The sequence below is a fragment of the Streptomyces sp. NPDC059373 genome (genome assembly GCF_042751495.1).
Taxonomy (GTDB): domain Bacteria; phylum Actinomycetota; class Actinomycetes; order Streptomycetales; family Streptomycetaceae; genus Actinacidiphila.
Map to the genome: position 1 here is coordinate 329,542 of NZ_JBHYXC010000001.1, position 21,622 is coordinate 351,163.

The following is a 21,622-nucleotide window of genomic DNA, read 5'->3' on the forward strand; positions in this document are numbered from 1 at the left end:
ACGATGACGACATTCGACTACGCACCCGCGCCCGAGTCCCGGGCGGTCGTCGACATCGCCCCCTCCTACGGGCTCTTCATCGACGGCGAGTTCACCGAAGCGGCCGACGGCAAGGTCTTCAAGACTGTCAGCCCGTCCTCCGAAGAGGTCCTCTCCGAGGTCGCCCAGGCCGGCGAGGCCGACGTGGACCGGGCCGTGAAGGCCGCCCGCAAGGCGTTCACCACCTGGTCGGCGATCCCCGGCGCCGAGCGCGCCAAGTACCTCTTCCGGATCGCGCGCATCATCCAGGAGCGCTCCCGCGAGCTGGCCGTCCTCGAAACCCTCGACAACGGCAAGCCGATCCGCGAGACCCGCGACGCCGACCTCCCCCTCGTCGCGGCGCACTTCTTCTACTACGCCGGCTGGGCCGACAAGCTCGACCACGCGGGCTACGGCGCGAACCCGAGGCCCCTGGGCGTGGCCGGCCAGGTCATCCCCTGGAACTTCCCGCTCCTCATGCTCGCCTGGAAGATCGCCCCGGCCCTCGCCACCGGCAACACGGTCGTCCTCAAGCCCGCCGAGACGACCCCCCTGTCCGCCCTCTTCTTCGCGGACATCTGCCGCCAGGCCGGCCTGCCCAAGGGCGTCGTCAACATCCTTCCCGGCTACGGGGACGCCGGCGCCGCACTCGTCGCCCACCCGGACGTCGACAAGGTCGCCTTCACCGGATCGACCGCCGTCGGCAAGGCCATCGCGCGCAGCATCGCCGGTACGCACAAGAAGGTCACCCTGGAGCTGGGCGGCAAGGGCGCGAACATCGTCTTCGACGACGCGCCCATCGACCAGGCCGTCGAGGGCATCGTCAACGGCATCTTCTTCAACCAGGGCCAGGTCTGCTGCGCCGGCTCCCGCCTGCTCCTCCAGGAGTCGGTCGCGGACGAGGTGCTGGACTCCCTGAAGCGCCGCCTGTCGACCCTCCGGATCGGCGACCCGCTCGACAAGAACACCGACGTCGGCGCCATCAACTCCGCCGAGCAGCTGGCCCGTATCACCGCCCTCGCCGACAGCGGCGAAGCGGAGGGCGCCGAGCGCTGGTCCCCGGCGTGCGAACTCCCGTCGTCCGGCTACTGGTTCGCCCCGACGCTCTTCACCGGCGTCACGCAGGCGCACCGGATCGCCCGCGAGGAGATCTTCGGCCCGGTGCTGTCGGTGCTCACCTTCCGTACGCCCGCCGAGGCCGTGGAGAAGGCGAACAACAGCCAGTACGGCCTGTCGGCCGGCATCTGGACGGAGAAGGGCTCGCGCATCCTGTCGGTCGCGAACCAGCTCCGCGCGGGTGTGGTGTGGGCCAACACGTTCAACAAGTTCGACCCGACCTCGCCCTTCGGCGGCTACAAGGAGTCGGGCTTCGGCCGCGAGGGCGGCCGCCACGGTCTGGAGGCGTACCTCGCCGGAGCAGCCGAGCCGTCGAACGAGCGCAGCGAGCGAGAGGGTGAGCGCGACCGATGAAGGTGTCCGAGTCCGACAAGGCAGCGCGGCTGTCCGTCTTCAAGACCTACAAGCTGTTCGTCGGGGGCAGGTTCCCCCGCAGCGAGAGCGGGCGGGTGTACGAGGTGACCGACTCCAAGGGCCGCTGGCTCGCCAACGCGCCGCAGTCCTCCCGCAAGGACGCGCGTGACGCGGTCGTCGCCGCCCGCAAGGCCTTTGCCGGGTGGTCGGGCGCGACCGCGTACAACCGGGGCCAGATCCTCTACCGCGTCGCCGAGATGCTGGAGGGCCGCCGGGACCAGTTCGTACGGGAAGTGGCCGACGCGGAGGGGCTGTCCAAGTCCAAGGCCGCCGCGGTCGTCGACGCGGCGATCGACCGCTGGGTCTGGTACGCGGGCTGGACCGACAAGATCGCCCAGATCGTCGGCGGCGCGAACCCGGTCGCCGGGCCGTACTTCAACCTCTCCTCCCCCGAGCCGACCGGCGTCGTGGCGGTGCTGGCCCCGCAGGAGTCCTCGTTCCTCGGCCTGGTCTCGGTCATCGCCCCGGTGATCGCGACCGGCAACACGGCGGTCGTCGTGACGAGCGAGGCCGCGCCGCTGCCCGCGCTGTCCCTGGGCGAGGTGCTGGCCACGTCCGACCTGCCCGGCGGCGTCGTCAACCTGCTGTCCGGTCGTACGGCGGAGATCGCGACGCCGCTCGCCGCCCACCAGGACGTCAACGCGATCGACCTGGCCGGTGCCGAGGAAGTGCTGGCCAAGGAACTCGAGATCGCGGCCGCCGACAACCTCAAGCGCGTCCGCCGTCCACAGCCTGTGGACTGGGCCGCGGACCCCGGCACGGAGCGCCTCACGTCCTTCCTCGAGACCAAGACCGTCTGGCACCCAGCCGGCGGCAGCGGCGCGTCAGGCTCGTCGTACTGACGCCTTACGGCGGGTTGTGGGAGAACGTCCCACAACCCCGCGGCGTCAGCCCGCCTGCAGCTTCTTCACCGTGTTGCCGATGAGCGGGAGCTCGGAGACGGAGCGGCTGTCGGCGAGGGGGCCGGTGACCATGGCGGTGGAGACGGGCTTGAAGTCGGCGACCTGGGAGCCGAGGGAGTTGTCCAGGGGGTTGACGCCTGTGTGGGCCAGGGGGTTGATCGGCAGGTACTTGACCGTGCCGACGACAGCCTGGCCCGCCTGGTGACTGCCGGCGGCGGCGGCCTTGAGGTCGTTGGCGTCGTTCGCCGCGTGGGCGGTCGCCACGCCGGCCGAGGCGAGGGCGGCGGCCACGGAGGTCACGGTCACGGCCGCGCGCAGCGCGGCGCGGGTACGGTTCGGCATCGGGGCACCTGGTCTCGTAGCGCGACAATACGGATACGTACGGTATTTGGTTGAACGTCACGCGTCCAAAGCATGTCCGGGATGCTCACTCGGGTGGCCCAATGCGCCACACTGATATCCCGTGAGCCCCAGCCATCCTGCCGCCGCCCGCGTCATCCTGCTGACCGGACCCTCGGGTTCCGGAAAGTCCTCCCTCGCCGCCCGTACGGGGCTGCCGATCCTCCGCCTGGACGACTTCTACAAGGAGGGCGACGACCCGACCCTCCCGCTCCTCCCCAACGGGATCGGGACGGACTGGGACTCGCCGCTGTCGTGGAACGCGGACGCCGCCCTGGCCGCCGTCGCCGAGCTGTGCGCGACGGGGAGAACCTCCGTGCCGGTGTACGACATCTCGACCAGCTCGATCACCGGCCGGGCGCCGGTGGACCTCGGCGGGGCCCCGCTGTTCATCGCGGAGGGGATCTTCGCGGCGGACATCGTGGCGCGCTGCGCCGGGTTCGGGCTGCTGGCGGACGCGATCTGCCTGAGCCGGGGCGCGGTGACGACGGCCCGGCGGCGTTTCGTACGTGACCTGCGTGAAGGCCGGAAGTCGGTGCCGTTCCTGCTGCGCAGGGGCTGGATGCTGATGCGGGCGGAACGCGGGATCGTGGCGCGGCACGCGGCGTTCGGGGCGCATGTGTGCGGCAGGGCCGAGGCGCTGGAGCGGATCCGGGGCGTGGACCGCCGGCCCGTTGACGTAGAGGCGCCGGTGGCGACGTGAAAAAGCGGTAGGACCGCACAGACCCCCCGGCCGTACGGTCCTACCTCCCCCACCCCCGTGCTCTCCCCGTATCCCCCCGGATCAGGCGACGAGTTCGCCGAAGGCCATGTCCTCCGCGCCCTCGCCGAAGCTGAGCGACTCGTCCTCGCGCAGCCGGCGCAGCGAGCGCCAGATGCTGCTCTTGACCGTGCCGACGCTGATGCCGAGGATGTCGGCGATCTCCGGGTCGGTGCGGCCCTCGTAGTAGCGGAGCACCAGCATGGTGCGCTGGGTCTCGGGGAGCTTGGCGAGCGCCTGCCAGAGCACGGCGCGCAGCTCGGTGCCGCGCATCGCGTCGGACTCGGTCGATGTAACGGGCTCGGGCAGCTCGTCGGTCGGGTATTCGTTGAGCTTGCGGCGCCGCCAGGCGCTGATGTGCAGGTTGGTCATGGTGCGGCGCAGGTAGCCGCCGACGGCGGCCTTGTCGCTGATCCGGTCCCAGGCGCGGTACGTGGAGAAGAGCGCGCTCTGCAGCAGGTCCTCGGCCTCGTATCGGTCACCGGTCAGGTGGTAGGCGGTGGCGTACAGGGAGGCGCGGCGTTCCTGGACGTAGGCGGTGAAGTCCGCCTCCGCCGAGGTGGTCTGCCGTTCCCCCGTGACCTCCCTGTACGCGGATCCCCCGTTGGATCCCCCGGTTGTTCCCCCGTCGGTCCCCCCGTGACCGCCCTCGATCGCCGTCATGTACGGCGCTCGGGTGCGGATCACCTGACGTCCGGTGCCACGAACGCACCCCCGTCCACTCGTGGCACCGGACAGCTCTGTGCTCCTGACCGACGCGTGCTGGCGCGGCTGAAGTACTGCGGTGGTCGTCGTGCTGTGCAGTGCGTTCATTTCGCGCCCCCGTCGGTGGAGCCTGCTTCGGTTTCGTACTGCCTGCCTTGCTGTGAGCAATAGACTGCCGCGCCAGTTTCATGGCCCTGTCCGCCGAGTGTCACAGCCCCGTCACAGCCGTCGGCGGTACCGCACGCGTGAGTACGTAGGAGAGAATGCGACCGTGCCTTTCCTGTTGCTGATCGAGGACGACGACGCGATCCGAGCCAGCCTCGAACTCGCCCTGTCGCGCCAGGGCCACCGTGTGGTGGCCGCGGCGTCGGGCGAGGACGGGCTGAAACTGCTGCGCGAGCAGCGGCCGGACCTGATCGTGCTGGACGTGATGCTGCCGGGCATCGACGGCTTCGAGGTGTGCCGCCGGATCCGGCGGACCGACCAGTTGCCGATCATCCTGCTCACGGCGCGAAGCGATGACATCGACGTGGTCGTCGGGCTGGAGTCCGGTGCCGACGACTATGTGCTCAAGCCGGTGCAGCCGCGCGTGCTGGACGCCCGGATCCGGGCCGTGCTGCGGCGAGGCGAGCGGGACAGCTCGGACTCGGCGGCCTTCGGCAGCATCGTGATCGACCGGTCGGCGATGACCGTGACGAAGAACGGCGAGGATCTCCAGCTCACCCCGACCGAGCTGCGGCTGCTGCTGGAGCTGAGCCGCCGCCCCGGTCAGGCGCTGTCCCGGCAGCAGTTGCTGCGGCTGGTGTGGGAGCACGACTACCTCGGGGACTCGCGGCTCGTGGACGCCTGCGTACAGCGGCTGCGGGCGAAGATCGAGGACGTGCCGTCCTCGCCGACGCTGATCCGTACGGTGCGTGGCGTCGGGTACCGCCTGGACACGCCGCAGTGACCAAGGAGCACCATCACGACGAGCCGTCCGAGGCCGCCCGGCTGAACGGCTGGAAGTCCCGGCTGCTGCGGCTCACCAGCCTGCGGCTGCGCCTGGTGGCGGTGTTCGCCGCGGTCGCGCTGACCGCCGCCGTGTCCGCCTCCGGGATCGCGTACTGGCTCAACCGCGACGCCGTCCTGACCCGCGCCCAGAACGCGGCCCTCAACGACTTCCGCGACGCGATGTCCCGCACCGCGGGCTCGCTGTCGACGTCGGCGTCCTGCACGGACCTCGGCGAGGCGGCCGCCGACATAGCCAACAGCACGCAGAACTACCAGGTGCTGCTGATGGACACCCAGTGCGCCGGCAAGTCCCAGCCCGGCGGCTTCGCGGTCGCCGACGTCCCGGCGACGCTCCGCAAGGCCGTCGAGAAGAAGAACCCCAAGCCGAACGACCCGTCCGAGTACCACCTCTACTGGCAGCGGGTGAATCTGCACGGCCAGCCCTATCTGGTGGGCGGCGCCAAGATGATCGGCGGCGGGCCGACCGGCTACATGTTCAAGTCCCTCGAGGCCGAGCGCAAGGATCTCAACTCCCTCGCCTGGTCGCTCGGCATCGCCACCGCGCTCGCCCTGATCGGCGCCGCGCTGCTCGCCCAGGCCGCCGCCTCCACGGTGCTGCGGCCCGTCCAGCGGCTCGGCGACGCCGCCCGCCGGCTCGGCGAGGGCAAGCTGGACACGCGGCTGCGGGTGTCGGGCACCGATGAGCTGGCGGATCTGTCCCGGACCTTCAACCACACCGCCGAGCGCCTGGAGCAGCGGGTCGAGGAGCTGAGCGCCCGGGAGTCGGCCAGCCGCCGCTTTGTCGCCGACATGTCGCACGAGCTGCGTACGCCGCTGACCGCGATCACCGCCGTCGCCGAGGTGCTGGAGGACGAGGCGGAGTCGTTCGACCCGCTGATCGCTCCCGCCGTACGGCTGGTGGTCTCCGAGACCCGGCGGCTGAACGAGCTGGTGGAGAACCTGATGGAGGTCACCCGCTTCGACGCGGGCACCGCCAAGCTGGTCTCCGACGAGGTCGATGTCGCCGACCAGGTGACCGCCTGCATGGACGCCCGCGCATGGCTGGACTCCGTGGAGTTGGACGCGCCGCGCGGCATCTTCGTACGCCTGGACCCGCGCCGCCTGGACGTCATCCTGGCCAACCTGATCGGCAACGCCCTCAAGCACGGCGGCTCCCCGGTGCGGGTCAAGGTCCGGCAGGTCGGCGAGGAGCTGGTGATCGAGGTCGCGGACAACGGCCCGGGCATCCCCGAGGACGTCCTGCCGCATGTCTTCGACCGCTTCTACAAGGCGGACGCCTCGCGCGCCCGCTCCGAGGGCAGCGGGCTGGGCCTGTCCATCGCGCTGGAGAACGCGCACATCCACGGCGGCGGGATCACCGCCGCCAACCTGCCGGGCGGCGGGGCCGTGTTCACCCTGCGGCTGCCCATGCCCAAGGAAGCGCCCCTGGAAGGGAGCGAGAACGAGTGAGTACCGCCCGTCGGCGGGTCGCCGCCGCGCTGGGGGCGGTCCTCACGGTGACCGCCGCCGCGTCCGCGTGCGGCATCCGCGCCACGTCCGTACCGGTGGACGCCGGGGCCGCGCCGTCCCGCGTGTCGTGTACGGCCCCGAGCGCCTCGGCGTCGGCCGGCACCTCGGCCGACTCCGTACGGCTCTATCTCGTGTGCCGGGGCGCCCAGGTCAGCCCCGTGTGGCGGGCCGCGTCCGCCGCGTCCGCCGCCCCGATCACAGGGCGGCTCGCCACGGCGGACCGGCTGCTGGCCGAGCTGCAACGCGAACCCGGCCCGGACGAGTCCTCGGCCGGCTTCGCCACCGCCGTGCCCGACGACCTGAAGCTCATCGCAGCGCGCCGCACCGACCCGGCGGACGCCCTGCGGCTGAGCATCCCGCTGGACGAGCTCCCGCCGTTCGCCCTCGCGCAACTGGTGTGCACCTTCGCCGGTACGGCGGCGGGCTCCACGGACGGCACCGTCGTACTCGGCGGACTGGGCTCCGCAGCCCCGCACCGCTACGGCTGCACCGAGGACCTGCGGGCCAATGCCACGCGGACTGCGGGAACCGCTGTGTGATGACCTGCGTCCTTGCAGGCGTGCGGCGCGACGGCTCTCTCCCCAAAGTGCGCGCGGCGGGCCTGGTTCTCGCTGCGGCGTACCTGGCACTCATCGGGTGGCTGATGCTGCGTCCCCAGTACGTCGCCTGGGTCGACGCCCCCAATCTGCGACCGCTCGCCACCATCCGCGCCGACCTCGCCCAGCCCGACCCCCTGCTGGCCGCCCGACGCCTCGGCGCCGGGCTCGCCCTCCTGGCCCCGCTCGGCGTGCTGCTCCCGATGGCCGGCGGTCGCGTCGTCGTCTCGGGGCTCGGCTCCTTCGCCCGTACCGTCTTCGCGGGACTGATGGTCTCCCTCGCCGTGGAGTTCCTCCAGACCGGCGTCCCCGGGCAGATCTTCGACGTCGACGCCCTGCTCCTCAACACCGTCGGCGTCGCGCTGGCCTACCTCGCCGTGGTCCCCGCCGTGCGTCACCGGCTACGCCGCCGCGCCGGGGTGCCGCATCGGCGGTCTCAGGGGCCCACCCCGACGATTCCCAGGGTCGGCGTCGCCCCGTAGAGCGACGATTCGCCCCCTATGGGCTCGTAGCGTGGAGTCATCAGCCGAACCGCTGAACCATCCACGAAGGAGCCTCCCATGTCCGCACTGGTCCGCCCCCGTAACGGCCGGATGATCGCCGGGGTATGCGCCGGGCTTGCCGACCGGTTCGGCACGTCCGCGATGACGATGCGAGTGATCTTCGTACTGTCGTGCCTCCTGCCGGGGCCGCAGTTCCTGGTGTATCTCGCGCTCTGGGTGCTGCTGCCCTCGGAGAAGAGCGCGGGCTACGCCGTCTGACCGTACGGAAGCGGGCCGCGCCCTGTGACAGGGTGCGGCCCGCTTTCGCTTGCGTACGGGGGGTGGTGTCAGCCGCCCAGCGGCAGGGCGCCGGCCAGCGGCAGCGCGCCGGTGGGGAGGCCACCGAGGAGGGTGCCGAGGCCCCGGGGGGTGTCCATGACGCCGGGGACGACGTGGGCGGTCTTGGTGGGCAGCGCCTGCGAGACCTGGCCCAGCGGCAGGGCCTTGGCGATGTCGGCGGCCGGCACGGCCACCGGAAGCGCCGGCAGCGCCGGAATCGCGCTCTCGGACGGGGCGGCGGAGGCCGAGCCGGCGGCGGCGCCGGCGAAGGCGATGCCGAGCGCGGCGACACCGAGGGTCTTGACGGTTCCGGTCTTCATGGTTGCGGTCCTCGCGATGGGGGATGGTGCTTGGTGCGGCGCGCGATGACAGGATGTGACCACGCGACTTCGGAACGTATCGACGATGGCGCGACCCGCGCAACTGGACGCGCGCAGCCACTTTCCGCCGTCATCGCCCGCATTCCGGGCCGCGCCGCCGACCCCGGGCCGCCGCCGCTAGGCCTCGGCCGGGCCGGACCCCCTGGCCACAGGGGGTGTTGGGAGGGTCTGCCGGAAGAGCCACTCGGCCTTCAGCTCGGAGTAGCCGGGCTTGATCACGTCGTTGATCATCGCAAGACGTTCGTCGAAAGGGATGAACGCTGATTTCATCGCATTGACCGTAAACCACTGCAGGTCGTCGAGGGTGTAGCCGAACGCCTCGACCAGCCGCTCGCATTCGTGGCTCATGCTCGTGCCGCTCATCAGCCGGTTGTCGGTGTTGATGGTGACCCGGAAGTGCAGCCGCCGCAGCAGCCCGATGGGGTGTTGTGCGTACGAAGAGGCCGCGCCGGTCTGCAGGTTGGAGGTCGGGCACATCTCCAGCGGCACGCGCTTGTCGCGTACGTAGGAGGCGAGCCGGCCGAGCTTGACCGAGCCGTCGTCGGCGACGTGGATGTCGTCGATGATGCGGACGCCGTGCCCGAGGCGGTCGGCGCCGCACCACTGGAGCGCCTGCCAGATGGAGGGCAGGCCGAAGGCCTCGCCGGCGTGGATGGTGAAGTGGTTGTTCTCGCGCTTGAGGTACTCGAAGGCGTCGAGGTGGCGGGTGGGCGGGAAGCCCGCCTCGGCGCCGGCGATGTCGAACCCGACGACGCCCAGGTCACGGTAGCGGTTGGCGAGTTCGGCGATCTCCTGGGAGCGGGCGGCGTGCCGCATCGCGGTGAGCAGCGCGCCGACGCGGATGCGGTTGCCGTCCTCGTGGGCGCGGCGCTCGCCCTCGCGGAAGCCCTCGTTGACGGCCTCGATGACCTCTTCCAGGGAGAGCCCGGCTTCGAGGTGCTGCTCGGGCGCGTACCGGATCTCGGCGTAGACGACGCCGTCGGCGGCCAGGTCCTCGGCGCACTCGGCGGCGACCCGGACGAGTGCCGAACGGGTCTGCATGACGCCGACGGTGTGGGAGAACGTCTCCAGGTAGCGTTCGAGTGAGCCGGAGTCGGCGGACTGCCGGAACCAGGCGCCGAGCCGGGCCGGATCGGTCTCGGGCAGGGCGGAGTAGCCCGACTCGCGGGCGAGGTCGACGACGGTCCCCGGGCGGACGCCACCGTCGAGATGGTCGTGCAGCAGCACCTTCGGCGCACGGCGGATCTGGTCCGCGTCCGGGAGGCTGAGGCTTGAGCTCGTCATTACCGCACGATAGCGCCTACGGGGCCTACGCGCGTAGATCTTCGGGGCGATGCGGAAAATTGACCTGCTGGTCAGTTCGTGCACACCTGAATGTCTGCCATGGTTCTGCCATGGCTTCGCAAGCTTTGCCTGTGCGTGGTGCGCGGTTGGGCAGACAGATAACTCCGGGCCTGGTCCCGGCAGGACTGGTACCGGCAGCACGGCGGGAGTCGTACGAAACCGTGCGCGCCGCCGTGCTTCTGCTGCCGGGGGGCGATGCGCTGAGCACGCGCCGCCGTTCGCCGATGGCGGTGGCGGCGATGCTGCCGCTGGGCCGCAGGCTGATCCGCGCCGGACGGGACGAGGGGCTGGCGGCGCACGTCGTGCACTACCGCTTCCGGGGCTGGAACGGGGGCCACGCGCATCCCGCCGAGGACGCGTCCTGGGCGGTCGACGAGATCGTCCGGCGCTACGGCGACATACCGGTGTGCCTGGTCGGCATGGACATGGGCGCCCGGGCCGCGCTGCGGGCGGCGGGGCACCCGGCGGTCAGTTCCGTGGTGGCGATCGCCCCCTGGCTGCCGGCCGGCACCGAGCCGGACCCGGTGAAGCAGCTGATCGGGCGCAGGGTCCTGATGGTGCACGGCACCAACGACCACGACACCGACCCCGAATTGTCGTACCGGCTCGCCGAACGGGCCAAGAAGATCAATCGCGACGTCTGCCGCTTCGAGGTGCACTCCGACGGCCACCTGCTCCAGGAGCACCGCCCCGAAGTCGCCGCCCTCACCGCCGACTTCGTCCTCGGCACCCTTCTCGGCGGGGCCCTCGCCCGGCCCGTCGCCGACGCCCTGGCCGCTCCCCCGCCGCTGGGGCTGCGCATGCCGCTGGCGGTGGGCTTCGGGACCGTGCCTTCGTGACGTCCGCGCTCTCGTAACGTACGGCGTACGGCGACTGTCAGAGGCGGGCGAGAGGATTCTTCCAGGGCAGCTCCACCGGGAGGTGCCAGAATCCGGACCAGAGGATCGAGGTGCACCATGTGCTCCCATCAGCCTGCGTGTCCGTCAGCGGACGCGCCCGACCGCGAAGCGGCTCACGTCGTGTCAGCGCACTCCGAGCAGGGCTGGAGTCTGCTGTGCAACGGCATCGTGCTCTTCGAGGACACCGGGGAGATACTGCCGGACGGACGGATCGTCCGCCCGCGCCGCCCCACCGACACACTGGTCCCGGCCGCCGTCTGAGGCGTGCCCCCGGCCGTGAGGTGAGCCCGATGCAGCGTATCCAGATCAAGATCCGCAAGCCCAGGCCGACCACCCCCCGCGAACCCGACCTGCGGACGCCCTCCGGGCGCCCCATGCCGTACTGAGCGCCCCTCCTACGTCGCCGACAGGGTTACGCCGGCAGCAACTGCCCCCTGCGGCCGATCAGGAACTTCCTGAAGGCGGCAACGGGCGGCGTGTCCGGATGGCCCCCGAGCCAGGAGACGCCGATCTCGCGGACGGCGCGCGGCGCGGTGACGTTCAGCTCGGCCACGCCCGGCCTCGGCACCGTGGGCGGCGGCAGCAGGGCGACGCCCAGGCCCGCCGCCACCAGACCGCGCAGGGTCTCGGCCTCCTCGCCCTCGAAGGCGATCCTCGGGGTGAAGCCGGCCTCCGCGCAGAGGTCGTCGGTGATCCGGCGCAGCCCGTAGCCCGGTTCGAGGGTCACGAAGAGTTCGGTGGCGGCCTCGGCGAGCCGGACCCGCTTGCGGCCCGCCAGCCGGTGGCCTTCCGGGACGACGAGCCGCAGCCGCTGCTCGTCGAGGCGCCGGGTGACCAGATCCGGGGCGTCCGGCACCGGGGAGGTCAGGCACAGGTCCAGCTCACCCGCGCGCAGCCGCTCCAGCATCGCCTCGCCGTACCCCTGGACGAGGGTGAACTGCACGCGCGGATGGTCCACCCGGAAGGTCCGCAGCAGCCCCGGCACCGTCTCCGTACCCAGCGTGTGCAGAAAGCCGAAGGCCACCCGGCCGCCCTCCGGGTCCGCGTCGGCCCGCACCGATTCGGCCGACCGCTCCACCTCGGCCAGCGCCCGCTCCACGGACGCCAGGAAGCCGCGCCCGGCCGGGGTCAGCGACACCGTCCGGCCCTGGCGGGCGAACAGCGCGACGCCCAGGTCGAGTTCGAGCCGGACCATCGCCCGGCTCAGGGTCGACTGCGGCATGCCGAGCTGCTGCGCGGCCCGCGTCACATGCTCATGGCGGGCCACAGCGGCGAACTGCGCCAAGCGCGGCGCCAGCACGGTCGCCCAGGACTCGGGCTCCAGATCGGCGGCGGCTGAGATGTCTTTTCTGTCACTGCTTCGTGACAGTGATCGCTGTGAGCTGTGTTCATGCACCATGGGAACGATTATCCGCACTTTGTGCATTGGACGCATGAAAGGGGCAGGCCTAGTTTTGTGGCATGCCTCCTGCCGATACAGGGGCGTCCACCATGATCCGCGTGGGCGCCTCGACCTCGCCGTCCGAGCCGCCCCTGCCGCCCAAGCTGAGCCCCGGCGGCGCCGGCTACCGCCGCGCGCTGTACGCGCTCTTCGCCGCCGGCCTCGCCACCTTCGCCCTGCTCTACTCCACACAGGCGCTGCTCCCGGCGATCTCCGCCGGCCTCTCCCTCACCCCCGCCCAGGCCAGCCTCACCGTCTCCGCGGCCACCGCCGCGCTCGCGGTCGCGCTGCTGCCGATGAGCGCGCTGAGCGAGAAGTACGGGCGTACGGCGGTCATGACGGCCTCGGTCTTCAGCGCGGCGGGGCTGGCGCTGATCATCCCCTTCGCCCCGAACCTGACCTGGCTCGTCGTACTGCGGGCGGTCCAGGGCGTCGCCCTCGCCGGTCTCCCCGCCACCGCCATGGCCTACCTCGCGGAGGAGGTCCACCCCAAGGCGGTCGCCTCGGCCATCGGCCTCTACGTCGCCGGCAACAGCATCGGCGGCATGAGCTCCCGCATCCTCACCGGCGCCGTAGCCCAGTACGCGGGCTGGCGCGTCGCCCTGCTCGCCGTCGGCCTCATGGCCCTGGCCTGCGCCATCGCCTTCCGGATGCTCGCCCCCGCCACCCGCCATTTCCGCCCGGGCCCGGTCAACCCGGCCGCCCTGTGGCGTACGGTCACCTCGCACCTGGGCAACCCCCTGCTGCGGCGGCTGTACCTGATCGGGATGCTCTTCATGGCCGTCTTCGGCGCCGTCTACACGGTGCTCGGCTATCGGCTCGCCGCCGAGCCCTTCAGCCTCTCCCAGAGCGCGATCGGCCTCATCTTCCTGGTCTATCTCGTCGGCACGGCCGCCTCGGCCGGCTCCGGCCGGCTGCTCGCCCGCCTCGGCCGGCGCGGTGCGCTGTACGTCGCCGTCGCGCTGGCCACGGCCGGGCTGCTGCTCACCCTGTCCGGCTCCCTGCTGCTCATCCTCGCCGGGCTCGTCCTCATCACCGGCGGCTTCTTCACCGGCCACGCGATCGCCTCCGGCGCGGTCAGCCGCACCGCCACGGTCGGCCGCGCCCAGGCTTCCGCCCTCTACCTCACCGCCTACTACTTCGGCGCCAGCCTCGGCGGCACCGTGGGCGCCTCCGCCTACCACTCCGCCGGCTGGTCCGGCACCGTCGCCCTCGCCCTGGCCGCCGTTGTGTGCGTCGCCTGCATCACGCTCTACGGCACCCACCAGGCCAGGGCCTCCGTCCGGGCCGCGTAAGCCGGCCCCGGCGGCCCGGTTCCGATCCCTGACGCCGGGCTCGCACCGCTTCGCGGGCTTCGCACACATCCCGCCCATGTACCGCCCCGGCGGCCCGGTCGGGGGCCGCCGGGGCCGGGGCCTCCGGGGCCGGGGGTCCTGGATCGACATATTTACGTGCGTGACGGCCCCTCCGCTGCCTTGCCCGGCATGCCGCACACAAATATGCGGAGCATCCAGGACCCCCACCCCTCCGACCCCGACCCCTCCCGCCGTCGTCGGGCGGAGCACTACCCAACCGTGCCGCTGCGCGCGGCGACCGGTGCCTGTGATACCGCTCGGCGCACGGTCAGTGTCGGACCTGACTGCGAGCATCGACGCATGACCGCATGCGATGTGACGCTCCTTCACAATGACTGGCCGAAGAAGCGGCGTGATTACTTCGCGTCGCTGGAGGCCGACCCGCCGGACGGGTTCGAGGGACAGCTATCCCGGAATCACCGGATCGCGGGAGGCTGAGTTCACGCCATCGCAAGCGTCGTGGCGGATGTGGCCGCCCCGGCCGGTGTCCTGCTCCGCGCACCTATTGCTGATGGCCGCCCACCGGGCCGGCTCTCGACCGTGCCGACGCAAGCGAACGCGGGCCCAAGCAGCGATGCCGACCGCCGGACGCAAAGCTGACGGAGTCCGGCGCGGCCGCCCCGAAGCCGGCGAGAAAACGGGGCCACCGCCCGCAGTCGAGGACGAAACGGGAGGGCCGGGGTCGGAGGGGTGGGGGTTCTGGACGCTCCGCATATTTGTGTGCGGCATGCCGGGCAAGGCAACGGACGGACCCGTCACGCACGTAAATATGTCGGTCCAGGACCCCCAGCCCCGGAGGCCCCGGACCGGCACCAGGACCGGCGCCGTAAGCGGGTACGTCGGACCGAGTCCGGCGAAAAGGAACAGGCCCGGCGGGTGTCCGCCGGGCCTCTTCCCTCGTACGGGGAACCGCAGGTCAGGCGATACGGTCCAGCACGATGGGCTTCGCCGAGAACGCCGTACCCGCCGGGGAGATCTCGACGGCGCCCGCAAGCGCGGCCAGCGCGTAGTCGAACTTCTCCGGGGTGTCGGTGTGCAGCGTGAGCAAGGGCTGGCCGGCCGTAACCGACTCGCCCGGCTTGGCGTGGAGCTCGATGCCGGCGCCGGCCTGGACCGGGTCCTCCTTACGGGCCCGGCCGGCGCCGAGGCGCCAGGCGGAGACGCCGACGGCGTAGGCGTCGAGGCCGGTGAGGACACCGGACGCGGAGGCCGTGACGATGTGCTGCTCACGGGCCACCGGGAGGGCGGCGTCGGGGTCGCCGCCCTGGGCGGCGATCATCCGGCGCCAGACGTCCATCGCGGAGCCGTCGGCCAGAGCCTTGGCCGGGTCGGCGTCCTTGAGGCCCGCGGCGTCCAGCATTTCGCGGGCCAGGGCGAGGGTGATCTCGATGACGTCGGCCGGGCCGCCGCCCGCGAGGACCTCGACGGACTCGCGGACTTCCAGCGCGTTGCCTGCCGTCAGGCCCAGCGGCGTGGACATGTCCGTGAGAAGGGCGACCGTCTTGACGCCGTGGTCGGTGCCGAGCCCGACCATGGTCGACGCGAGCTCCCGCGCCTGCTCCAGGTTCTTCATGAAGGCGCCGGAGCCGACCTTGACGTCCAGGACAAGCGATCCCGTGCCCTCGGCGATCTTCTTGGACATGATCGAGGACGCGATGAGCGGGATGGCCTCGACCGTCGCCGTGACGTCCCGGAGTGCGTAGAGCTTCTTGTCGGCCGGGGCGAGCCCGTCGCCCGCCGCGCAGATAACGGCGCCGGTGTCGCGCAGGACGCCGATCATCTCGTCGTTCGACAGCAGGGCCCGCCAGCCGGGGATGGACTCGAGCTTGTCGAGCGTGCCGCCGGTGTGGCCCAGCCCGCGCCCGGAGAGCTGCGGGACAGCCGCGCCGCAGGCCGCGACGAGGGGCGCCAGCGGCAGGGTGATCTTGTCGCCGACGCCGCCGGTGGAGTGCTTGTCGGCGGTGGGGCGCGGCAGGGAGGAGAAGTCCATGCGCTCGCCGGAGGCGATCATCGCGGCGGTCCAGCGGGCGATCTCGGCGCGGTCCATGCCGTTGAGCAGGATGGCCATGGCCAGCGCCGACATCTGCTCGTCGGCGACCACGCCGCGCGTGTAGGCGTCGATGACCCAGTCGATCTGCTCGTCACTCAGACGGCCCCGGTCCCGCTTCGTACGGATGACGGAGATGGCGTCCATAGTGTCGCTAGCCATAGTTCGTTACGTTCCTAACGATTGATCAGGTCTTCGGGGCCGAACGCGTCCGGCAGGACGTCCCGCATGGTGCGCACCCCACCCGCCATGTCGACCAGGAGCTCGGGGCCCCCGTGCTCCCACAGCAGCTGGCGGCACCGGCCGCACGGCATGAGCAGATTGCCCGCGCGGTCGACGCAGGTGAAGGCGACCAGCCGGCCGCCCCCGGTGGCGTGCAGGGCGGACACGAGCCCGCACTCGGCGCACAGCCCGAGCCCGTAGCTGGCGTTCTCCACATTGCAGGCCGAGATGACGCGGCCGTCGTCGACCAGGGCCGCGACACCCACGGGGAATTCGGAGTACGGGACGTAGGCCCGGGACATGACATCCCGGGCCTGCGTCCGCAGCGCCTCCCAGTCGATCGAGGCGGCCTCGGCGGACTCAGCGGAGGAGGTCACTTGCCCTGGCCCTTTCGATAGCGCATGCCGTCAGCCTTGGGCATCCGCAGCCGTTGTGCCGACAGGGAGAGCACCAGCAGGGTGACGACGTACGGCGTGGCGCCGACGAAGTCGTCGGGGACCTGGTCCGTCATCAGGAACCAGACCAGCACCAGCCCGGCCATGACGGCGCTGATCACACCCTGGACGTACGACTTCTTCCACAGCTTCCACGCCGCCAGCGCGGCCAGCAGGACCACGAGCAGGAGCAGCAGCGCGTGGACGGTCGGGCCGCCGTTGCGCAGCTGCAGCGCGTCGGCGTAGCCGAAGAGCCCGGCGCCGGTGGCCAGGCCGCCGACCCGCCAGTTACCGAAGATCATCGCGGCGAGGCCGATGTAGCCACGGCCGCCGGTCTGGCCCTCGAGGTAGATGTGCGAGGGGACCATCGCCAGGAAGGCGCCGCCGAGGCCGGCGAGGCCGCCGGAGATGATCACGGCGATGTACTTGTAGAGGTAGACGTTGACGCCGAGCGATTCGGCGGCGATCGGGTTCTCGCCGCAGGAGCGCAGCCGCAGGCCGAAGGACGTCCGCCACAGCACGAAGAAGCTGCCGACGAAGAGCAGGGCGGCCAGGATCGTCAGCACCGACAGGTCGGTGACGAGGCCGCCGAGGATGCCGGCGAGGTCGGAGACGAAGAACCAGCCGTGCTGTTCGATGTCGTGCAGCCAGCTCGACAGACCCGGCACGGTGACCGTGGGCAGGCTGTCGATGGGCGGCGACTGCTTGGGGTTGCCGCCCTTGGTCGCGGCGTCGCCGGTGTTGAACCACAGCTTGGCGAGGTACTGCGTGATGCCCAACGCCAGGATGTTGATCGCCACACCGGAGACGATGTGGTCGACGCCGAAGGTGACGGTGGCGATGGCGTGGACCAGGCCGCCGAGCATGCCGCCGAGGATGCCGGTGAGGACACCGATCCAGGGGCTGCTCTGCCAGCCGGCCCAGGCACCGAAGAAGGTGCCGAGGATCATCATGCCCTCGAGGCCGATGTTGACCACGCCGGACCGCTCCGACCACAGGCCGGCCAGGCCCGCCAGGCCGATCGGCACGGCGAGGCCGAGTGCGGCGCTGATCTGGCCCTCGGCGGTGAGCTGGCCCTGGCCGGTGATGATCCGTACGACGGATACGAGCGCGAGCGCTGCCGCGATGATCAGCAGGATCACCGGGAGGGAGAGCCTGCGCTTGCCGGCCTTGGCCGCCTTGGGCGCCGCAGGCGGCGGGGTCTTGGTCATCGTGGCAGTCACGCCGTCACCTCCTGCTTGTTCTTGGCCTGGGCGGCGAGCTCTTCGCCGACCTTCTGCTGCTGGCGCTTGATCCCGTACCGGCGGACCACCTCGTAGGCGATGACGACGCTCAGGACGATGACGCCCTGCATCACGCCGACGATCTCCTTGTCGTAGTTCTCGAACTCCAGCTGGGTCGAGGTCCGCTCCAGGAAGGCCCACAGCAGCGCGGCCAGCGCGACACCGACCGGGTTGTTGCGGCCGAGCAGCGCCACGGAGATACCGACGAAGCCGACACCGGCGGGGAACTCGGTGCCGAACTGGTGCGCGTCGTTGAGCAGCGTCGGCATACCGATCAGACCGGCCATGGCGCCGGAGATCAGCATGCTGGTGATCACCATGCGCTTGACGCTGACGCCGCTCGCCTCGGCGGCCGACTCGGACTGGCCGACGGCCCGCAGGTCGAAGCCGAAGCGGGTGCGGCCGAGTACGAACCAGTAGGCGATGCCGAGCAGGACGGCGACGACGATGAAGCCGTAGATGTCGCCGTTCAGCTCGCCCATGTTGAAGTTGAAGAGGTGACCGGAGGCGGGCAGCGGCGAGGTCGACACCTGGGTCTGGGCGGCGTCCAGGTGGCCGAGCCGGCCGGGCTGGAGCAGATAGGCGATGATCGAGGTGGCGATCGCGTTCAGCATGATGGTGGCGATCACCTCGCTGACGCCGCGGGTCGTCTTCAGCACACCGGCGATGCCCGCCCACATGCCGCCGACCAGCATGGCGACCAGGATGATCAGCGGGATCTGCAGGAAGCTCGGCAGCGACACGGCGCCGCCGACGGCTGCCGCGAAGAAGGCGCCCATCCGGTACTGGCCGTCGACGCCGATGTTGAAGAGGTTCATACGGAAGCCGATGGCGACCGCGAGACCGGCGATGTAGTACGTCGTCGCCTTGTCGAGGATGTAGACCTGGCTGTCGCTCTTGACGCCGTACTGGAACATGATGTTGAACGCGTCGAACGGCTGCTTGCCGGTGGCGACCAGCACCAGGGCGGTCACCACGAACGAGACGGCGATCGCGAGTACGGGGGCGGCGATGGCGAGGAGCAGCCGCTCCTTGTCGATTTTCTTCATCGGTCCTCTCCCCCAGTGTCATCGCCGTGCTCCAGATGACCGGAGGCGGCGCCGGTCATCGCGGAGCCGAGCTCCTCGGGGGTGATGGTGGCGGGGTCGGCGTCGGCGACCAGGCGGCCGCGGTACATGACGCGCAGGGTGTCGGACAGGCCGATCAGCTCGTCCAGGTCGGCGGAGATCAGCAGTACCGCGAGGCCTTCGCGGCGGGCCTCGCGGATCTGGTCCCAGATCTGTGCCTGGGCGCCGACGTCCACGCCCCGGGTGGGGTGCGCGGCGATCAGCAGCTTGGGCAGGTGGCTCATCTCGCGGCCGACGATCAGCTTCTGCTGGTTGCCGCCGGACAGCGAGGCCGCGGTGACCTCGATACCGGGGGTGCGGACGTCGTACTCGCGCACGATCCGCTCGGTGTCGCGGCGGGCGGCGCCGGGGTCGAGGAGGGCGCCCTTGCTGTTGGGGCGCTCGGTGACATGGCCGAGGATACGGTTCTCCCACAGCGGGGCCTCGAGCAGCAGGCCGTGGCGGTGGCGGTCCTCGGGGATGTAGCCGATGCCGTCCTCGCGGCGCTTGCGCGTCGGGGCGTGGGTGATGTCGTCCTCGCCGAGGGTGATGCGGCCGGCGTCGGGGTCGAGCATGCCCATGATGGCCTCGACCAGTTCGGCCTGGCCGTTGCCCTCGACTCCGGCGATGCCCAGGACTTCACCCTTGTGGATGGTGAGGGTGATCTGGTCCAGGACGATGCGCTCGATGCCCTCCAGGTCGATCTCGGAGAGGTGCAGCCCCTCGATGCCCAGCATCGGCACATCGGTGACCGTCGACTCGCGGGTCTCCGGCGACGGCAGTTCGCTGCCGACCATCAGTTCGGCGAGCTGCTTGGTCGTGGTGTGCTTCGGGTCGGCGGAACCGACCGTGGTGCCCCGCCGGATGACGGTGATCTCGTCGGCGACCGACAGCACCTCGCCCAGCTTGTGCGAGATGAAGATGACGGTCAGGCCCTCGGCCTTGAGCTCGCGGAGGTTGTCGAAGAGCGCGTCGACCTCCTGCGGGACCAGGACCGCGGTCGGCTCGTCGAGGATCAGGGTGCGGGCGCCTCGGTAGAGAACCTTGAGGATCTCCACGCGCTGACGGTCTGCCACACCGAGATCCTCGACGAGAGCGTCGGGGCGCACCCCGAGGCCGTACGCGTCGGAGATCTCCTTGATCTTGGCGCGGGCCTTGCCGCCGATGCCGTGCAGCTTCTCGCTGCCGAGCACGACGTTCTCGAGGACGGTGAGGTTGTCGGCGAGCATGAAGTGCTGGTGCACCATGCCGATGCCGCGGGCGATGGCGTCGCCCGGGTCGTGGAAGGTGACCTTCTCGCCGTCGACGGTGATGGTGCCCTCGTCCGGCTTCTGCATGCCGTAGAGGATTTTCATCAGGGTCGACTTGCCGGCCCCGTTCTCGCCGATGAGGGCGTGGACGGTGCCGCGGCGCACGGTGATGTCGATGTCGTGGTTGGCCACGACGCCGGGGAATCGTTTGGTAATGCCGCGGAGCTCTACGGCATTCGGACTGGACGCTTTGATGGCGCACTCTCCTCGCGGGAAAAGAGCGGGGGGCATGTGGGGGCGGTGGTGGCGAAGGTATCGCGAGGATCGAACTCTACGCGCGTAGCGTTGTCAGATCCATAGTTGGGCGTGGCCAGATCGGAAACTACCGTCCAGGCCCGCACCCGGAAACACTATCCGGACGCCGGGACCGGCACATGGGCGAGGCCCGGGAGGGGAGAGCCTGCGCTCTCGCCCCACCGAGCCTCGCTTTCGAGCTGTCCGGACAGTGACCGCGGGGGCCGGTGTCAGGAGACGGTGGTCTTCACCTTGATGTCGCCGTTGACGATCTTCTTCTTGGCGGCGTCGAGCTGGGTCTTGATGTCGTCGATGAAGCCGCCGCTGTAGGAGAGGCCGACGCCGTCCTTGGCCAGGCTGTAGGTCTGGGTGCCGGTCAGCGGGGTGCCGCTCTTGACGGACGAGATCAGGTCGTAGACCGCGACGTCGACGTTCTTCAGCGCCGAGGTCAGGATCGAGTTCTTGTACTTGGCGAGCGAGGTGTCCTGGTACTGGTCGGAGTCGACACCGATCGCCCAGGTGCCCTTCTTGCCGGCCACGGCCTCGATCGCGCCGTTGCCGGAGGAGCCGGCCGCGGCGTAGATGACGTCGTTGCCCGCGTCCAGCATGCCCTGGGCTGCTTCCTTGCCCTTGGCGGGGTCGGCGAAGCCCGAGAGGTCCGAACCGTGGCTCAGGTACTGGGCGGTGACCTTGGCCTTGGAGTTGGTGTCCGCGACGCCCTGGTCGAAGCCCGCCTGGAACTTCTTGATCAGCGGGATGTCGACACCGCCGATGAAGCCGATCTTGTTGGTCTTGGTCTTCAGCGCGGCCGCGACACCCGCCAGGTAGGAGCTCTGCTCCTCCGTGAAGGTGATGCTGTCCACGTTCTTGGCCGAGACGACCGAGTCGACGATGCCGAAGTCGACCTTGGGGTACTTCTTCGCGGCCGCCGCCATCGCGGTCGCGTAGGAGTAGCCGACGCCGATGACGGGGTTGTAGCCCGCGCCGGCGAGCTGCTCAAGCCGGGTCTCGCGGTCCGCGTCGGTGTCGGCGGTCTTGGCCGTGAGCTCCTTGACATCGGTGATGCCGAAGGTCTTCTTGGCCTTGTCGATGCCGGCGGCGGCGGAGTCGTTGAACGAGTGGTCGCCACGGCCACCGACGTCGTACGCGATGCCGACCTTCAGGCCGCCACTGGAGGAGGTGTCGGACTTGGAGCTGCTACCACAGGCGGTGGCACTGAGCGCGAGCACCGCGGAGGCAATGCCCGCGGCGGTGATCTTGGTGACCCGGCGCAAGAGGGTACCCCTTCAACTCGAAGCGCCCCGTCCGGCGCTGGC

At 70.7% G+C, this 21,622-nt stretch carries 22 protein-coding genes; 11 read left to right on the forward strand and 11 right to left on the reverse strand.

The window, feature by feature from the left end:
- The first annotated feature begins 3 nt into the window (after window positions 1-3).
- Window positions 4-1,488 carry an aldehyde dehydrogenase family protein gene (locus ACFXJ5_RS01490; RefSeq protein WP_384625267.1) on the forward strand — a complete coding sequence of 495 codons (1,485 nt, stop codon included), beginning with the start codon at window positions 4-6 and terminating at the stop codon, window positions 1,486-1,488.
- Window positions 1,485-2,390, forward strand: coding sequence for an aldehyde dehydrogenase family protein (locus ACFXJ5_RS01495; RefSeq protein ID WP_384625269.1), 906 nt, complete (start codon window positions 1,485-1,487; stop codon window positions 2,388-2,390). The genes ACFXJ5_RS01490 and ACFXJ5_RS01495 overlap by 4 nt, the downstream gene beginning before the upstream one ends.
- 45 nt (window positions 2,391-2,435) lie before the next feature.
- Here ACFXJ5_RS01495 and ACFXJ5_RS01500 read toward each other — a convergent pair whose 3' ends face one another.
- Window positions 2,436-2,792, reverse strand: coding sequence for a hypothetical protein (locus ACFXJ5_RS01500; protein WP_384625271.1), 357 nt, complete (start codon window positions 2,790-2,792; stop codon window positions 2,436-2,438).
- A gap of 121 nt (window positions 2,793-2,913) precedes the next feature.
- Here ACFXJ5_RS01500 and ACFXJ5_RS01505 point away from each other — a divergent pair, with 121 nt between their 5' ends.
- Window positions 2,914-3,552 (forward strand): ATP-binding protein, encoded by a 639-nt coding sequence (locus ACFXJ5_RS01505; protein WP_384625274.1) that lies wholly within the window; start codon window positions 2,914-2,916, stop codon window positions 3,550-3,552.
- An 81-nt stretch (window positions 3,553-3,633) separates the two neighbouring features.
- On the opposite strand, the gene ACFXJ5_RS01510 is transcribed toward ACFXJ5_RS01505, so the two are convergent.
- On the reverse strand, window positions 3,634-4,422 hold the full coding sequence (locus ACFXJ5_RS01510) for a SigE family RNA polymerase sigma factor (protein WP_384625277.1): 789 nt from the start codon (window positions 4,420-4,422) through the stop codon (window positions 3,634-3,636).
- 163 nt (window positions 4,423-4,585) lie between these two features.
- Here ACFXJ5_RS01510 and ACFXJ5_RS01515 point away from each other — a divergent pair, with 163 nt between their 5' ends.
- From ACFXJ5_RS01515 to ACFXJ5_RS01535, 5 genes are all read left to right on the forward strand, one after another.
- Complete coding sequence (locus ACFXJ5_RS01515; RefSeq protein WP_127358882.1) at window positions 4,586-5,263, forward strand: response regulator transcription factor; 678 nt, start codon at window positions 4,586-4,588, stop codon at window positions 5,261-5,263.
- A complete protein-coding gene (locus tag ACFXJ5_RS01520) occupies window positions 5,260-6,774 on the forward strand; it encodes a sensor histidine kinase (RefSeq protein ID WP_384625280.1) in 1,515 nt (504 codons plus the stop codon). Before ACFXJ5_RS01515 ends, ACFXJ5_RS01520 begins: the two co-directional genes overlap by 4 nt.
- A complete protein-coding gene (locus tag ACFXJ5_RS01525) occupies window positions 6,771-7,373 on the forward strand; it encodes a hypothetical protein (RefSeq protein ID WP_384625283.1) in 603 nt (200 codons plus the stop codon). The genes ACFXJ5_RS01520 and ACFXJ5_RS01525 overlap by 4 nt, the downstream gene beginning before the upstream one ends.
- Complete coding sequence (locus ACFXJ5_RS01530; protein WP_384625286.1) at window positions 7,373-7,912, forward strand: VanZ family protein; 540 nt, start codon at window positions 7,373-7,375, stop codon at window positions 7,910-7,912. Before ACFXJ5_RS01525 ends, ACFXJ5_RS01530 begins: the two co-directional genes overlap by 1 nt.
- Before the next feature lie 78 nt (window positions 7,913-7,990).
- Window positions 7,991-8,191: a PspC domain-containing protein gene (locus tag ACFXJ5_RS01535; protein ID WP_384625289.1), complete on the forward strand. Its 201-nt coding sequence runs from the start codon at window positions 7,991-7,993 to the stop codon at window positions 8,189-8,191.
- Window positions 8,192-8,259: 68 nt separating this feature from the next.
- On the opposite strand, the gene ACFXJ5_RS01540 is transcribed toward ACFXJ5_RS01535, so the two are convergent.
- Both ACFXJ5_RS01540 and ACFXJ5_RS01545 read right to left on the reverse strand, forming a co-directional pair.
- Window positions 8,260-8,571 (reverse strand): hypothetical protein, encoded by a 312-nt coding sequence (locus tag ACFXJ5_RS01540; protein ID WP_384625292.1) that lies wholly within the window; start codon window positions 8,569-8,571, stop codon window positions 8,260-8,262.
- A 177-nt stretch (window positions 8,572-8,748) separates the two neighbouring features.
- Window positions 8,749-9,915 carry an adenosine deaminase gene (locus tag ACFXJ5_RS01545; RefSeq protein ID WP_384625295.1) on the reverse strand — a complete coding sequence of 389 codons (1,167 nt, stop codon included), beginning with the start codon at window positions 9,913-9,915 and terminating at the stop codon, window positions 8,749-8,751.
- A 110-nt stretch (window positions 9,916-10,025) separates the two neighbouring features.
- Between ACFXJ5_RS01545 and ACFXJ5_RS01550 the strand changes: the two genes are divergently transcribed.
- Both ACFXJ5_RS01550 and ACFXJ5_RS01555 read left to right on the forward strand, forming a co-directional pair.
- Window positions 10,026-10,814 (forward strand): alpha/beta hydrolase, encoded by a 789-nt coding sequence (locus ACFXJ5_RS01550; protein WP_384625297.1) that lies wholly within the window; start codon window positions 10,026-10,028, stop codon window positions 10,812-10,814.
- Between the two features lie 117 nt (window positions 10,815-10,931).
- Entirely contained in the window at window positions 10,932-11,135 is a 204-nt protein-coding gene (locus tag ACFXJ5_RS01555; RefSeq protein WP_384625299.1) for a DUF5999 family protein, read from the forward strand.
- A gap of 151 nt (window positions 11,136-11,286) precedes the next feature.
- Here ACFXJ5_RS01555 and ACFXJ5_RS01560 read toward each other — a convergent pair whose 3' ends face one another.
- Complete coding sequence (locus ACFXJ5_RS01560; RefSeq protein ID WP_384625302.1) at window positions 11,287-12,273, reverse strand: LysR substrate-binding domain-containing protein; 987 nt, start codon at window positions 12,271-12,273, stop codon at window positions 11,287-11,289.
- Window positions 12,274-12,335: 62 nt separating this feature from the next.
- On the opposite strand from ACFXJ5_RS01560, the gene ACFXJ5_RS01565 reads away from it, so the two are divergent.
- Window positions 12,336-13,610, forward strand: a complete 1,275-nt coding sequence (locus tag ACFXJ5_RS01565) for an MFS transporter (RefSeq protein ID WP_384625304.1) — start codon at window positions 12,336-12,338, stop codon at window positions 13,608-13,610.
- A gap of 976 nt (window positions 13,611-14,586) precedes the next feature.
- On the opposite strand, the gene ACFXJ5_RS01570 is transcribed toward ACFXJ5_RS01565, so the two are convergent.
- The 6 genes from ACFXJ5_RS01570 to ACFXJ5_RS01595 form a co-directional block, all read right to left on the reverse strand.
- Entirely contained in the window at window positions 14,587-15,864 is a 1,278-nt protein-coding gene (locus ACFXJ5_RS01570) for a thymidine phosphorylase (RefSeq protein ID WP_384626523.1), read from the reverse strand.
- Window positions 15,865-15,893: 29 nt separating this feature from the next.
- Window positions 15,894-16,316, reverse strand: a complete 423-nt coding sequence (locus tag ACFXJ5_RS01575; RefSeq protein WP_384625307.1) for a cytidine deaminase — start codon at window positions 16,314-16,316, stop codon at window positions 15,894-15,896.
- The gene (locus ACFXJ5_RS01580; protein WP_384625310.1) at window positions 16,313-17,596 is read right to left on the reverse strand and encodes an ABC transporter permease; all 1,284 of its coding nucleotides are present in this window, start codon (window positions 17,594-17,596) and stop codon (window positions 16,313-16,315) included. Before ACFXJ5_RS01580 ends, ACFXJ5_RS01575 begins: the two co-directional genes overlap by 4 nt.
- Complete coding sequence (locus ACFXJ5_RS01585) at window positions 17,593-18,705, reverse strand: ABC transporter permease (RefSeq protein ID WP_384625313.1); 1,113 nt, start codon at window positions 18,703-18,705, stop codon at window positions 17,593-17,595. Before ACFXJ5_RS01585 ends, ACFXJ5_RS01580 begins: the two co-directional genes overlap by 4 nt.
- Complete coding sequence (locus ACFXJ5_RS01590; RefSeq protein ID WP_384625316.1) at window positions 18,702-20,303, reverse strand: ABC transporter ATP-binding protein; 1,602 nt, start codon at window positions 20,301-20,303, stop codon at window positions 18,702-18,704. Before ACFXJ5_RS01590 ends, ACFXJ5_RS01585 begins: the two co-directional genes overlap by 4 nt.
- A 233-nt stretch (window positions 20,304-20,536) precedes the next feature.
- On the reverse strand, window positions 20,537-21,580 hold the full coding sequence (locus ACFXJ5_RS01595; RefSeq protein ID WP_384625319.1) for a BMP family protein: 1,044 nt from the start codon (window positions 21,578-21,580) through the stop codon (window positions 20,537-20,539).
- Window positions 21,581-21,622: the final 42 nt, after the last annotated feature.